Annotated in this window: 12 protein-coding genes and 3 pseudogenes; 5 read left to right on the top strand and 10 right to left on the bottom strand. The window is 41.8% G+C overall.

The genetic code is table 11. From position 1 onward, the window contains the following. Positions 1 to 505: 505 nt before the first annotated feature. The 4 genes from LC608_RS34195 to LC608_RS34180 form a co-directional block, all read right to left on the bottom strand. Complete coding sequence (locus tag LC608_RS34195) at positions 506 to 763, bottom strand: hypothetical protein (protein WP_196529256.1); 258 nt, start codon at positions 761 to 763, stop codon at positions 506 to 508. A 402-nt stretch (positions 764 to 1,165) separates the two neighbouring features. Beyond that, positions 1,166 to 1,456: a hypothetical protein gene (locus tag LC608_RS34190; RefSeq protein WP_229557804.1), complete on the bottom strand. Its 291-nt coding sequence runs from the start codon at positions 1,454 to 1,456 to the stop codon at positions 1,166 to 1,168. A gap of 10 nt (positions 1,457 to 1,466) precedes the next feature. Then, the gene (locus LC608_RS34185; protein ID WP_229557803.1) at positions 1,467 to 2,432 is read right to left on the bottom strand and encodes a ParM/StbA family protein; all 966 of its coding nucleotides are present in this window, start codon (positions 2,430 to 2,432) and stop codon (positions 1,467 to 1,469) included. Between the two features lie 637 nt (positions 2,433 to 3,069). Further along, positions 3,070 to 3,558, bottom strand: a complete 489-nt coding sequence (locus tag LC608_RS34180; RefSeq protein WP_374108487.1) for a hypothetical protein — start codon at positions 3,556 to 3,558, stop codon at positions 3,070 to 3,072. Here LC608_RS34180 and LC608_RS34175 point away from each other — a divergent pair. Then, entirely contained in the window at positions 3,479 to 3,667 is a 189-nt protein-coding gene (locus tag LC608_RS34175; protein ID WP_229557802.1) for a hypothetical protein, read from the top strand. The genes LC608_RS34180 and LC608_RS34175 overlap by 80 nt on opposite strands. 267 nt (positions 3,668 to 3,934) lie before the next feature. Here the strand turns inward: LC608_RS34175 and LC608_RS34170 are convergent, their stop codons facing one another. The 3 genes and pseudogenes from LC608_RS34170 to LC608_RS34160 all read right to left on the bottom strand — a co-directional run. Next, complete coding sequence (locus tag LC608_RS34170; RefSeq protein ID WP_229557801.1) at positions 3,935 to 4,873, bottom strand: ParB/RepB/Spo0J family partition protein; 939 nt, start codon at positions 4,871 to 4,873, stop codon at positions 3,935 to 3,937. Then, positions 4,866 to 5,510 carry an AAA family ATPase gene (locus LC608_RS34165; protein ID WP_229557800.1) on the bottom strand — a complete coding sequence of 215 codons (645 nt, stop codon included), beginning with the start codon at positions 5,508 to 5,510 and terminating at the stop codon, positions 4,866 to 4,868. The genes LC608_RS34170 and LC608_RS34165 overlap by 8 nt, the downstream gene beginning before the upstream one ends. Positions 5,511 to 5,921: 411 nt before the next feature. After that, positions 5,922 to 6,290, bottom strand: a pseudogene (locus LC608_RS34160) (toprim domain-containing protein); the annotation flags it as partial. Positions 6,291 to 6,448: 158 nt separating this feature from the next. On the opposite strand from LC608_RS34160, the gene LC608_RS34155 reads away from it, so the two are divergent. The 3 genes from LC608_RS34155 (at position 6,449) to LC608_RS34145 (ending at position 10,108) form a co-directional block, all read left to right on the top strand. Next, a complete protein-coding gene (locus LC608_RS34155) occupies positions 6,449 to 8,695 on the top strand; it encodes an ATP-dependent RecD-like DNA helicase (protein WP_229557799.1) in 2,247 nt (748 codons plus the stop codon). A gap of 80 nt (positions 8,696 to 8,775) precedes the next feature. Beyond that, a complete protein-coding gene (locus LC608_RS34150; protein WP_229557798.1) occupies positions 8,776 to 9,726 on the top strand; it encodes an RpoD/SigA family RNA polymerase sigma factor in 951 nt (316 codons plus the stop codon). After that, the gene (locus LC608_RS34145; protein ID WP_229557806.1) at positions 9,719 to 10,108 is read left to right on the top strand and encodes a hypothetical protein; all 390 of its coding nucleotides are present in this window, start codon (positions 9,719 to 9,721) and stop codon (positions 10,106 to 10,108) included. Before LC608_RS34150 ends, LC608_RS34145 begins: the two co-directional genes overlap by 8 nt. A gap of 60 nt (positions 10,109 to 10,168) precedes the next feature. Here LC608_RS34145 and LC608_RS34140 read toward each other — a convergent pair whose 3' ends face one another. Both LC608_RS34140 and LC608_RS34135 read right to left on the bottom strand, forming a co-directional pair. Next, complete coding sequence (locus LC608_RS34140; protein ID WP_229557797.1) at positions 10,169 to 10,417, bottom strand: hypothetical protein; 249 nt, start codon at positions 10,415 to 10,417, stop codon at positions 10,169 to 10,171. An 11-nt stretch (positions 10,418 to 10,428) separates the two neighbouring features. Next, on the bottom strand, positions 10,429 to 12,057 hold the full coding sequence (locus LC608_RS34135) for a strawberry notch C-terminal domain-containing protein (protein WP_229557796.1): 1,629 nt from the start codon (positions 12,055 to 12,057) through the stop codon (positions 10,429 to 10,431). Between the two features lie 99 nt (positions 12,058 to 12,156). Here LC608_RS34135 and LC608_RS34130 point away from each other — a divergent pair. After that, positions 12,157 to 13,269 (top strand): annotated as a pseudogene (locus LC608_RS34130) (IS4 family transposase); the annotation flags it as partial. A 27-nt stretch (positions 13,270 to 13,296) separates the two neighbouring features. Here the strand turns inward: LC608_RS34130 and LC608_RS37750 are convergent. Continuing rightward, positions 13,297 to 13,393: pseudogene (locus LC608_RS37750) on the bottom strand (C4-dicarboxylate ABC transporter); the annotation flags it as partial.

The following is a 13,393-nucleotide window of genomic DNA, read 5'->3' as shown; positions in this document are numbered from 1 at the left end:
TCGTAGAATTCTGGTAACATTATCATTAAATAGAGCTTGTTGCGAATGAATGCTCTTTTTCTTTTACCACAAATTGCTACACTCTTTGCAATATAAGCATTCTAAACCATTTTGTCCCCCCGCAAGGATTCCATCTGGGCGATCTTGAGGGCGCTAAAAAAGATTTATTTAAAGCTTTTGGTTTGTACGAGGCGCGAGGAAATATGATTTATTGTGCTTTTACTCGAAGTTTGATTATGGAGCTTTTTCGAGATCATGAAGTTTACAAAGATTTGTTTGGAGTTGAAAGTAGGATAGTCAAATCGAAAAAGTAGCCACTTTTATCGAGTGGCTACAAATTTCATCCAAGAATCTGAATCACAGCAGCTAAAATTGACGGTGCTTTATCGTTAGTTGGAATGAATACCCGCTTATTCAGCACAAGACTTACTAATTCTTGTGGACTTAAAAGCTTATTCTTTGATCTCAATGCTCGTAATTAAGTACGAAGCAAATACAAAAGGTTTTAAAAAGGAATGTGAATTTCTTCATTTTCCAACATCGTGGGGGGACTGAAGTTTGAAGAGGTATTTAAGTCTTGGACTAATTTATAGTTGTCTGGATGCCAGCAAGTATCACTCAAGGAATTATTTAGCCACTCTTTTAGGTAACTTTGTACTTCGTAATTATTCTCAATGAACTGCTTTTCTTCAATTGTCCATTTTCTCCCAATCGCGTCAGAGACAGCTTCAAAGATGGAGTCTTCTAATTGTTTTTGATTCATCTGGATGTATCGGTTCAAGAATTCTCACTTTCTTTTTCGCAAAGCGATGGCGTAACCGCCCACCGGAAGTCTGGTAGACTAGTCTTTTAAATAATTATTATGTATTTACTCTCTTGCAGTAATCAAATGATTGTAGCTACAACAAAATAAATTACTATTTCTTTACCCACTTAGTGCTGAGTGCCTCGGCAAGCGAGCAAGCGAGTAACTTTAAGAAGTACTGAGTACTTCCGCACTACGGTAAGAGCAAGACCCGAAGTCAAGCGGAATCAACAATCGAGAGAAGGTTGATACCCGCTTTTGGTGGGCGGTCTTTCAATTCAGCACAGACTAAACGCCCCGCTATCCATGTACAGCACTTGGAACTCAGCACTCTTCATCGTTGCCAACTTCACTTGACGGTTACAAATCAAAATCAAGGCTGAATGTTTCCCCTGAAGAATCTTCTTCTTCCTCCTCTGCAATTGGAGTTTGAGTCCAAGACGTGAGTTGGTTTGATTCAGTATTAATAGGTGTGGAAGCTATTCGTTGTGCAGGTAATCCAGCCTTGATAAAAACAAAATAGCAATCAACTATAAAGTAAAGCGTGTCCAGGTAACTTTTATCTAGTTTTTGCGATTCTGCAAATATGCGCTCTCGGTAATTATCTTTGAGGCGAACTTTTTCCGGTGCTAAGTCTTTTTTATCTGGCATTGTTATAACTTTACTTAAGAGATGTAGATGCTGAATTCTTGCTGCTAATGGTTTTTGCCATTTCTAAAAGCCCAAAGACATTGGCTTCCACTGGATTGTCCAGGATTTTGAAGCCATTCTTTTCTAACAACTTTTTAAATCCAGGTAAGAGACAGCCTCCACCAATCGCCCAGATTTCATCCCCTTGGTGCTTGGCATCCAATGTGAGATTCACCACTTTCTTCAAGTATTTTTCATACCAATCTTTTAAACTTGCACTGTATATATCTTTGATATCGATGTCACGGCTGTATCGGGTATGCCCCATTTCCAAACAAAATCGGATTTTGGATGGATCTCCGATTTTTCCCCCATTTAAATGTTTCATTTTTTGGGAGATATCATCGATGAGAACTTCTACACCAATGGGGTAAGCGGTGTGAACTTCTCGTTGACCCCGGTTGTAACGAGAATAGAGAGTCGTACCATTGCCAAAGTCTAAAATGGTTAATTTTTTTGGTAGTGGATGCCCAAATAATGCACCCATACCCTCTAGTACAACTTTCAGCACTTCTACTTTTACTTCTGATTGTTTGCCAGCAAGTATTGGCTGATATTCTCCATTGAGTACTTTTTGTAGTTCTGATGCCAGAGCAACATCATGTAAACTGACGACTAATTTTAAGTGCCAAGCCTTACGGTGTGGCAGATGTGCCAATGCACCCAATAAAGTCAATAATGCGTTATTGACTTTGTTTTCATTATTGTCTGTGTTGCGGTCAAAATAATTCCCTGTTCGGTAAGCAGACTCTCCAACTGTATAAGCAGTACCGTTAAAAATTACTCGTCCAGGTACATCTTCCATCTCAGCTGTGGAAATATAACTCGGCACACGAACTACTTCAAATCCTTCGACTAAAAGTTTGAGGCTTCCGTAACCGTTATCGAAACCCGCAGGAAAAATTTTTTGTAATACCAATTCAATTAATGATTGCAACACATCCTTGGGTGAAGACGCGATTCATCGCGTCTCTATAAATGGTCTATTTGTCGCATTCTTTTTTTAAATTGGTATAAGGTGTGAATGTTTGACATAGGCTCCAAGGTAATACACTTTGATTTATGAAAGTTATCTGTTCAGATAATTTGGGGGAGCAGAGGAGAGAATTAAAACAGTTCTTAGTGTTTACTATTTTCTGTTAAAAATGGAGAACTCTGACCTTCAGCAGAATAATTAGTTTTTCTTACACCGATAACTAATAATTGTTAATACAAACATTTTCTCTTGCTCCTCTGCTCAAGAGCCTTTTTTTTCTCCAGACTCAAGAGTTTATCATAACCCCTTGGGGGCTAAGTGGGGTATAAAATCTCAATCAGTCAAATTTACCCCATATAGCACCTATATATCCCCTATATAGGGGTCAAAATATCACCAAACTCTTTAACTATTGTTGGGGTATATATAGCCCCCATATAGCCCCCGTCAGGATTTTTTGAAATCTTTTTATCAATGCAGCAGAAATTAATTTAGATCATCGTTGACTCTTTGATTTATACTTTACTATCAATTTTTTGTTGAAAAGCAATTCAGTTTTGATCTTTAACTTCTTGTTGACTATCTAACGAGTGCGTTACTACTTGCTTACAGGTTCAGCTTTTTCTACTGAATTATCATTCACACCCAAAGTCAATTCCAAAGGAGTTCTTTGGGGGTAGGCTTTTACCACTTGTCGATAAACTTCATAGTTAGTAGGTAGCGTCTGCTGAGTATTACCCACTCCATAGGTCAGTTTGTACTTTATATCTTTGATCAATTCAGGTTTACCTACCTCTTCTTGAGGTCTTTTACGTTGTTCAACTTCATCAACACTTGGTCGAGGCGGTAAAGTAGGCCACCATAACCCTCGGTCATCTGGGCCAATTACTTCTCCCGGTGGTTTTACTCCATTTCGATTCAGCACTGAAGTAGTAGCAAAGGTTTCAATGCGTGGCTGTGGTTGACTAGTTAGATCATTGGCATACAAAACTAGCCAGGTGTAACTGGTGAGTGCTGTAGCTTCATACTGTTCAGCAGTAGTAGTGCTGCAACTAGTTAGTGCCAGTGCCGTTAGTGCAGTTATTATTGATCTAAATGTTGCGGTTTTTCAGCAGCGTTTATCTTTGACCTTACAAGAGGTATCACCTCTGCTTGGGCTGGCTGCTCAACTGATGGCAGATCATCACTGGGAGTAATGTCAGGCTGAGAGGTTGGCTGCTGTTTCTCTACTGGTTTATAAGCTACAAGGTCAAGCTTTGAGTTTTGGTCGTTGGGTTTGGGCTGTTGTTTAGGTGGCTTGGGCGGTAAGCGAAGCCATGCCGTTAGGCTTATCGCTCTTTTGATTTCATCAGAACTTTCTTTCCTGAACTTTGGGAAATAAGTGTATTTTAACTAACAGTTTATCTTTTAAACATTTTTACCAAGTCACAGATGAGTTTATGCACTAAAGCGTATAGTTGCCACTATTCATCAACTCTTCCTACCAACTCTTCTAGTTGAGAGAGTAGTTTATCTAACTTCGCTCGTTTGTTTGGGTCATTCCAAACAGATGTTTTTTTTAGTTGTTTTCCAATTTGAGAATACCTCTGAACATAGCTTTTACTAGGTGGAATCTCTTGTTCAATGACATTAAGTTCCTGGATTTTTTGCTTAATTTCTCTGAAACTCAAGTTTTGGGATACTGCTAGGTTGAGCAAGGTTTTTCGCTGTTCTTCATTTTTAACTTGTGCAATCGCTCTAGCCTTTGTAAACTCTATTTTCCCTTCACGGAGTGCTGTCAAAATATCAATAGGCAGATTTAGCAACGGTAAACGACTGGTACGAAAGGATTCTGACGAAAATTTTCCTAACCCAGATAAGACCGATTCGATAACTTGAAGTTGGAGGAAAACGTTTTCCTCCAATTGTTGATGACGGTTTTTGGCGTGATTAGCACGATTCAGTATAGAACTAACCTCTTCGGTGCTGATCTGGAGTTGGAGTGAAATCAGATCAAGAATTGCCTCCGTTTCTTCAACTGGGTTAAGATCCTCGCGTTGGAGGTTCTCTATAAGAGCAATTTGGAGAGCTTGCCTTTCATCTAAGTCTCTAAAAACTACAGGAAGCTCACTCAATCCAATTTCCTGGGCAGCTCGATATCGCCTTTCTCCAGCAACTAACTCATAGGTTCCATTTTTTAATGGACGAACCAGTACAGGTTCTAGAATCCCATGCTCTTTAATTGATTGGACTAATTGAGATTGTTTGTTTGGATCAAAGTAGCGACGGGGTTGCTTGGCAGGAAGTTGAATTTGTTGAATGGGTAATGTTTGAGAAGATTCGGCACTTTTTGGATCAGTGATGAATTTTTGGGCAATGGAGGCAGAGAGTCCTTGAGTTAGTGATTGTCTTGGTTTATTCATTCAAAACCTCCAAGGATTTTTTGAATAATTGTTCAATTTCACGCCTAGCAATTCCGGCTGTTGATCCAGGTAAATCAAAGATAGTAGAATTTTGTCCATAGCAGTCGGCAATAATCTGTCGTTGATGAAGTACATTTTCTAGAACTGTGACATTTGGCATTAATTGAAGTACTTCTACTGCTTCATCTTTCAATTTAGTTCCTTTGACTGCACGATTAACAAACATTACAGCTTTAGGTTCTCCTCGGCGAATCCTTTGCGCTTGTTGAATCAAATGTACAGTATCAGAAGCACTTTCAAGGTCAATACCAGCAGGTTGGCATGGAATAATTGCTAAATCAGCAGTTAAAACTAATGCTCTGGTTGTTTCAGAGAGGGCAGCAGGCCCATCAGCAATAATCCATGTATATGATTCATTCAGCTTAGGTAACTCATCCAATAGTGCATCAGGCGCTTGAATAATTTGACAAGGAATAACTTGTTCTAATCGTTTTAGCCACTTAGAAGATGAGCATTGAGCATCAGCATCTACAAGTAGCACAGATTTACCTTGTTTTTGTAGCCATCGTGCAAGATGAACAGAAACTGTTGATTTACCTGCTCCTCCTTTTTGATTGATAACTGCGATGATCGGCATAAGTAGGATCTAAATTACAAAGTATAGTTTATGGTAGATTTTTAGCTTATACAGGCTTTCAGACAAAAGAAGCAAGCATCAAACACCAGATATATAAGTATCAGTGTTCACAAGCAGAACTTCTGAAATTATCCAATATATTCAAGTTGAACTTAAAAATTCATATCAATTTAACACGATTGCAAAAATCCCATCTTCTTTGCAGATTGCTTACATCTTGAAGAATACTATTCAAACAAATAGTTTCAATAGGTAGCTGATCAATTTATCTTGTTTATCTCATTCATTAAGTTTTATGTCCAGTGCTACTCCAAAGACTAAAAACAAATCGCCACTGCTGTTAAAGATGCCTCCAATTGCCACTGTCTGGTTGCTCCCCGCTTACCCGCCATGAACCGGTGGCTATCGCCCAGTCCTGAGTGCTGATGCTGTAATCTCGGCATAAACTACACGTTTTGGATCTCTCAACCCCAGCACTTTTTTCAAATGCCAAGCGCTCGTTTCTCCCTCCCGGTCTAGGTCAGTCGCTAGAATCACTTCATCAACTTGTTTGACTGCGGCTTTGAGTTTTTGAATCGTTTCTTTAAACCGTTGGTCACGAGGTACATAGTTACACTTGATACTGCCGTCGTTGATGCTAAAGCCCAGTGAATCATCTCCCTGGTTGCTCAGTTCTCGGATGTGGCCACAACTAGCTTTTACAATCCAATCACTACCCAGAATTGAACTGAGTTTTTTGATTTTACCGGGAGATTCGACCACAAAAAGGCGCTTCGGCATCGCAGATGGGTTATGGTTTATGGTTTATATTAAATGCTTTGTCCCAGCAGACAATTGCATATTATATTTTAGTGTGTATGTACTACATTAATGGCTGATCAATACTAATATTGAATATTTTGCCGTAACGACAGCACGAAACATTTTCGTACATTGCAATGTCCACTTCCCCAACTCCCATCCAGCAACAAGTTAACGCTACTCCCCAGCATGAAATAATCACTGGAGTAATAGAACGTTTGACCTTCCACTCAGAGGAGTCGGGGTATACAGTGGCACGTTTGCTACGTCCCAGATTTAGAGATTTAACCACAATTGTCGGCAGCTTTGCCAATATTCAGCCAGGTCAAACTCTACAGCTAACTGGTTTCTGGCGTGACCATCCCCAATTTGGCCCCCAGTTCCAAGTAGTCAACTACAAAGAAACCAAACCAGCTACTCTCACCGGAATTGAGAAATATTTGGGCAGTGGTTTAATCAAAGGAGTTGGCCCAGTCACAGCAAGACGGATTGTTGCTCACTTCGGGCTAGAAACCCTGGACATGATCGAAAACCAGATTGAACGACTGATTGAAGTCCAGGGTATTGCCAAAAAGCGGATCACTCTCATTAAAAACGCCTGGTCAACTCAAAAAGCCATCAAAGAAGTGATGGTGTTTCTCCAAGGGCATGGTGTTTCTACCACCTATGCTGTGAAGATATACAAGCAATATAAGGATGAAGCGATTGCCACTGTTACTAAAAACCCATATCAGCTAGCAGCCGACATCTACGGTATTGGTTTTCTAACTGCCGATAAAATTGCGCGAAATATCGGAATTGCACCGGACTCAGAATTTCGTTACCGTGCAGGAATTATCCACTGTTTAAGTGAAGCTGCCGAAGATGGCCACTGTTACCTGCCACAAAGCGAATTGATTGAGTCGGTAATAAAATTACTGACAACCGAATCTCATCAGCCCCCAGAAGAAGCAATCTCGATAATTATTAGGGATATGGCTCTCGCAGAGGACTTGATTAGAGAGCGGGATGAAGACAAAACGCTACTTTGCTATAAGCCGACTTACTTTCATACGGAACAGAATTTAGCTCAACTGATACGCCAACGCTTGGAAAATCCTGTTGGTAATGACATTGAGCGTGTGCGTGATTGGATTGACCGCTTTACAGCCAGCCGGAAAATCCAGCTTTCAGAACAGCAACGCCAAGCTGTAGAAACAGCAGCCTACTCCAAAATCATGATTTTGACTGGCGGCCCTGGCGTTGGGAAAACTTTCACTACTCATACAATAGTTAGTTTATGGAAAGCAATGGGTAAATCTATTGCAATGGCAGCACCAACTGGACGGGCTGCTCAACGTTTGGGTGAAATGACTGGGCTAGAAGCCAAAACCATACATCGCTTGTTAGAATTTGACCCCCGCTCAAGGGGTTTCAAGCGCGATAGCGAAAATCCTTTGCCCCACACGGCAATTATCGCTGACGAAGCTTCGATGCTTGATTTGTTTCTGGCTTACTCCTTGGTTAAAGCAGTATTAGCTGGCGCTCTACTATTGTTGGTGGGTGACATTGACCAGCTACCATCTGTGGGCCCAGGTCAAATACTTGCTGATTTGATTAATTCTGGTCGTGTGCCAGTAGTGCGGTTAACCCAGGTATTTCGCCAAGCTCAACAGAGCGCAATTATTACCGCCGCTCACCAGATTAATCGAGGAATTTATCCCACAATCGAGCCAATCTCCGACAATCCTGTGTCCGACTGTATTTGGCATGGCGGGGGACATCAGCCCGAACATGGTGTACAAGCAATCTGCGAGTTGATTACCGATTTGATTCCCCGCCTAGGTTTTAATCCTTCCACTGATGTCCAAGTGCTTTGTCCGATGACACGGGGAGTAGTCGGGACTCGCAACCTAAACACAGTCTTGCAGCAGTTGATTAATCCACCCAGCCCCAACAAGGTGGAGATTAACAGAGGTGGGAATTTGTTACGCGAGGGCGATCGCATCATCCAGCTAACCAATGACTACAACCGCGAAGTCTTCAACGGGGACTTGGGAATTATCCAAGCCATTGATACTGTCGAGCAGGAAGTTGCTGTTGGGTATGGCGAACGCAATGTAATTTATGATTACGCTGACTTAAATGAAATTGCCCTGGCGTGGTGCGTGACTATTCATAAAAGCCAAGGTTCAGAATATCCGGTGGTGATTCTACCAATCTATATGCAGCACTATATGATGTTGACCCGGAACCTGTTTTACACCGGGCTGACCCGTGCCAAAGAGTTAGCGATCGTGGTTGGAGCGAAAAAAGCGATATCTTTGGCGGTGCGCTCTACTGACGACCAACAGCGCTACACAAGGTTGAAGCAGAGGTTGCTTCAGACAGGGCTGGATTGGTGATGTGTTTTGGTTCTTCAAAATAGAAAACTTTATTGAGTTATACTTTTAAATCCCCTGGTAAAAAAAAGCGTTGAGTTTGTATGTCCAGCCTGAGTTCCGACATGGTTCGCATCTATTTGCAAGAAATTGGTCAGTATCCTTTATTAAAGCCAGAGGAAGAAATTGTTTATGGTAGACAGGTACAAGAAATGATTGCCATTGAGCAATCTAAAAATGAACTCACCCAACAGCTAGACCGTAAACCAACAATGACAGAATTAGCCAAGGCTGCTGAAAAAACCGAAGCACAAGTCCGCGCAGCACTACGCCTTGGTCAAAAAGCTAAACAAAAAATGGTGACAGCTAACCTGCGACTAGTAGTTTCTGTTGCCAAGAAATACCAGAACCGTAATTTGGAATTTTTAGATTTGATTCAGGAAGGAGCAATTGGTTTGCAAAGGGGTATAGAAAAGTTTGACCCGAATCTGGGGTATAGACTCTCAACTTACGCCTACTGGTGGATTAGCCAAGCAATAACCAGAGCAATTGCAGAACAATCCCGCACTATTAGGTTGCCTGTTCATCTAACTGAAATACTTAATAAAATAAAGAAGGTGCAGCGAGAAAGCTTTCTAAAACTCGGTCGCCATGCTAATGCTGAAGAAGTGGCTGCATCATTAAACATCAGCCCAGATAAGCTTCGAGAATATCTCAGTGCCTCTCGTACAGCCATTTCTTTAAATAAAAAAGTCGGAGATGAGCAAGAAACAGAATTGGGCGAAATTTTAACAGACGTTGGTGTTTCACCAGAAAAACTCCTCACCCAAGAACTTCTCACCCAAGACGTGGCTAAATTATTAGAACCACTGACACCGATTCAACGTCAAGTGTTGACTTTAAGCTTTGGTCTGGAGAATGATTTGCATTTGAATCTTGCTCAAATTGGTAAAGAGCTAAACCTCAGCCGAGAGCGGATTCGTCAAATCCAGGTCAAAGCTATAAGTATTCTCCGCCATCATCAAAATGATATCCAAGAGTATTTATTTGAGTAAGCCATCATGTAAAAATAAGTTGTACAAATTTCAGTTGACAACTTTAAGGTTAGATCCAGCGCGGATGCAATTAATTTCGGGGTTTATTGATACTTATTTGCGGCTTGATGATATTGAGAAGCAGGTTTTTCAAGCGGTGATTAGTACAATGGGATTAGATGAACGGGAGGAAGTTATGCAGATTGTAACAAGTTGGCAACAAGAAGGTGTAGAAATCGAAAGAAGGGAAACAATTTCGACGCTCTTAAAAGTACGTTTTGGAAATTTAGATACTGAGTTAGAAGCAATTATTCCTCAGTTAATGGAGTTATCTAGGGAAGAATATCTTGGCTTACTTTTACAGGCTGACCGTGAAGAATTATTATCGCGGTTTCAAAGGTAATCGTAATTTAATAAAAGCGAGTGTGCTATTTAGTAGAATTACAGAATCTCCTTTACTACTTCAATTCAACTCAATATTATGACTGCTAATATGATGTCCATTATGTGATGGCTCATGTTTTTTGTGAAGTAATTGTTCCCTCTCTAAAATCATAACTTCTAGCTCACTGGCACGTTCTTCCGAAAGTGGGAATATCTCCTCCCCCGTCTTTAGATTACCTCGACAAATCGTCCGCTTACCTTCATTTCGGACAATAAAATCACACTCTTGTTTGAGCGAAAAATAAGCTGATGTATTTACTAGGTACATCAGCTTTTGACTTATCCTAAGATTTCAATCACAGCCGCTAGAATAGCTGGGGCTTTGTCTGAAACCGGAATGAATAGGCGCTTTTGCCAGTTGATGATCTCGGTGAAACATCCAGCAGCTAACAGTTGCTCTGCCAGTGAGATAGCATTAACTAACTCAATTCGTGGTTCACCAGCAATGAAAGAACGTCGCAAGGTTACGCCACCCGGCAACTGCTGTGTATATTTCTCGTTCAGTACCAGGGAAACAAGTTCTTCTGGAGAAAGCACTTGATTTCTTAGTCCAAGTTGTTCGCGCACGGTTTGAATGTCGTGAGCGTTAACCACCCGACCGAGTATCTTTTGTCCATCGCTGGTTTGCAAGCGGAAGACTCGGCTATTGTGCTGCGGCAAGATTTTCCAAATGGGCAACAAAATACCGGTGACTAAGTGCAGATAATCGGTTCTGAACTTGGGCAGTGCGTCTACTTCAATAGACCAAGCAGCAGCAAACGCATCAATAGAAACTTGCCCCCATGTGGAAGATTTCAAGTCTTGGATTGGTAGACGAGTTTCTTTCTGTGGGCGAATCAGCAAAACTCTTGGGACAACTCCGCCCTCAGAGTCGAATAGACTGTGAGTTGGAATTGACACAGCAGCATTGCCTGACTTGGAGTTGATCATGAGCATTCCTTGATATTGAGTTGCGAACTCAAGCATCTCTTGGGAGGTTCTGATGTTGTTTCTTTGAGTGCGTTCTATCTTCAAGTAGTTGGTCACGCTGCCAGTTGCCGAGTGTGTATAAACTGTTTCCTGGCTCTCAACAGTAAACCGTTCAGCCCGGAGAGTTTCTACACCAACCTCATAGACACCCGCCGCGATCGCTGCTTCAATCTGCTGACTTAGCAACAACTCAAAACGCTCGAAAATGATGTTTTGCATATCGATGCGTAAAGCCAGCAGTCGATTGAGGAATTGACGTAGGGGTGGGAGGTCGATTTTCATGCCGCCTTCGTGGGAAGTGAGTGAGAGTCCAGTCATTTGCTCAAAAGTCCCTAGTGGAACTTCATAAAATCGACCTTGGTATATTTGTCGGAATAACTCATACAGGGCGTATTCTGCATAGTTCGACTCCAGATTATCCTTAGCCTCAAATATGCCATTGCCACCTGTCTGTCGTTGACCGCGAGTAAGAGCGCCCAAGCTATCCAGCCTTCGGGCAATAGTTGAGATAAAGCGGCGTTCACCGATGACGTTAGTGGTAACAGGTCGGAAAATAGGTGCTGATGCTTGGTTGGTTCTGTGCGATCGCCCTAAACCTTGAATTGCGTTGTCTGCTCTCCAGCCGGCTTCTAAAAGATAGTGCGATCGCCGCCGACGATTCGCAGCATTTAGATCAGCATGATAACTTCTGCCTGTCCCGCCAGCGTCACTGAAGATGAGGATTTGTTTGTCACCCTGCATAAACGCAGCAGTTTCAGCAATATTCGCTCCACTACCTCTAGAATCAACGAACAAACGTCCAGATTCATCTTTTAACACCCGTTTGCTACGACCTGTAACTTCAGCCACTTGCTTGTGACCAAAATGCCACAGCAATTGTTCTAATGCGCCGGGGATTGGGTCAAGACTTGCTAACTTATCGACTAAGGCATCTCTCAAGGCTACAGCTTCTTGAGAGATAACTGGAGAACCAATACGGTTCGGTTAAGCTCAAAACCAGGTAGACTGAGGGTTGTCACCCAAGTCTACTGGTGTTGAATGCAACTCAAAGAATTCTCACTGATTTCGTCAGCAATTGAATCAGGTACAGTACTCAAAGCATTAGAAACAGCTATACCGGCAGAGGCAATCTCCCAAGCGATCGCAGACACACATAGTCATGAAGAAAGGAAGCGGGCTTTACCGTCACATTTAGTGATCTGTCTAGTAATTGCAATGAGCTTGTGGTCAAAAGCATCAATGAGAACAGTGTTGAAAAATCTGGTAGATGGGTTGAGTGAAGTGTGGATAAGAGTTGGACAATATTGGCGAGTTCCAAGCAAGTCGTCAATAACAGAAGCCAGACAACGTATAGGATGTAGAGTGATGAGCCGCTTGTTTCATTTGGTAGTGCGTCCTTGTGCCACAGTCCAAACCCCAGGGGCTTTTTTGGGAGGGTTGCGGTTGATGGCACTAGATGGGACAGTATTTGATGTTCCAGATACAGTGGCGAATGCAAAGGTGTTTGGCTATCCAGCAACGCGCCCAGGCACGGTTGCCGCTTTCCCAAAAGTTCGTTTGGTATTGTTGATTGAAGCCGGAACACATTTAATCGTGGACGCATTAATGTGTCCGTACCGGATTGGCGAGCGAACCAGAGCTAAAAAGTTATTACGCTCTGTGCATTCAGGAATGTTATTGATGTGGGATAGAGGTCTACATTCTTACAAAATGGTACAAGCGACTCTCAACCAAAAATCTGATTACTTGGGTCGAATACCAAAGAATGTCAAATTCTCAGTAGAGAAAGCTTTGCCAGATGGTTCTTACCTGTCTTGGATTGCGCCAGACGGTAAATCTAAGAAAAAAGGTGGCACAAAAATTCTGGTTCGCGTAATTGAGTACACGATTGATACCGATGACCAACCGCAAACTTACCGTTTAATTACCAGTTTGACTGATGTTGAGAAGTTCCCCGCTTTATTGTTAGCAACAGAATATCACCGTCGTTGGGAAGTTGAGAGTACTATTGATGAACTTAAAGTCCATCTTTTAGGGCGTAAAACTCTGATTCGTTCTCTTAATCCTCGTGAAGTTATTCAGGAAATTTATGGCTGGCTGCTCGGTCATTGGGCTGTGCGTTCGCTTATGTTTCAAGTTGCCGAATCTGCTGAAACCCACATTCCGCACCCTAAACTGTCACAGAGAGAAATTACGGAGATAAAAAATCCAAATGAGCATAAAAACAAACATATTGAGTGAAAAAAGGCCTTTTAGAAACAGTAAATCACCAAAA

It is taken from the genome of Nostoc sp. XA010 (assembly GCF_020829625.1).
Taxonomy (GTDB): Bacteria; Cyanobacteriota; Cyanobacteriia; order Cyanobacteriales; family Nostocaceae; genus Nostoc.
This window is presented reverse-complemented; position numbering and strand designations above follow the sequence as displayed.

Coding starts and splice junctions, on each gene's coding strand:
- LC608_RS34165 (WP_229557800.1), bottom strand. CDS start 5,510: ATGCCGATCATCGCAGTTATCAATCAAAAAGGAGGAGCAGGTAAATCA.
- LC608_RS34170 (WP_229557801.1), bottom strand. CDS start 4,873: ATGAATAAACCAAGACAATCACTAACTCAAGGACTCTCTGCCTCCATT.
- LC608_RS34155 (WP_229557799.1), top strand. CDS start 6,449: ATGTCCACTTCCCCAACTCCCATCCAGCAACAAGTTAACGCTACTCCC.
- LC608_RS34190 (WP_229557804.1), bottom strand. CDS start 1,456: ATGCCAGATAAAAAAGACTTAGCACCGGAAAAAGTTCGCCTCAAAGAT.
- LC608_RS34150 (WP_229557798.1), top strand. CDS start 8,776: ATGTCCAGCCTGAGTTCCGACATGGTTCGCATCTATTTGCAAGAAATT.
- LC608_RS34140 (WP_229557797.1), bottom strand. CDS start 10,417: ATGTACCTAGTAAATACATCAGCTTATTTTTCGCTCAAACAAGAGTGT.
- LC608_RS34195 (WP_196529256.1), bottom strand. CDS start 763: ATGAATCAAAAACAATTAGAAGACTCCATCTTTGAAGCTGTCTCTGAC.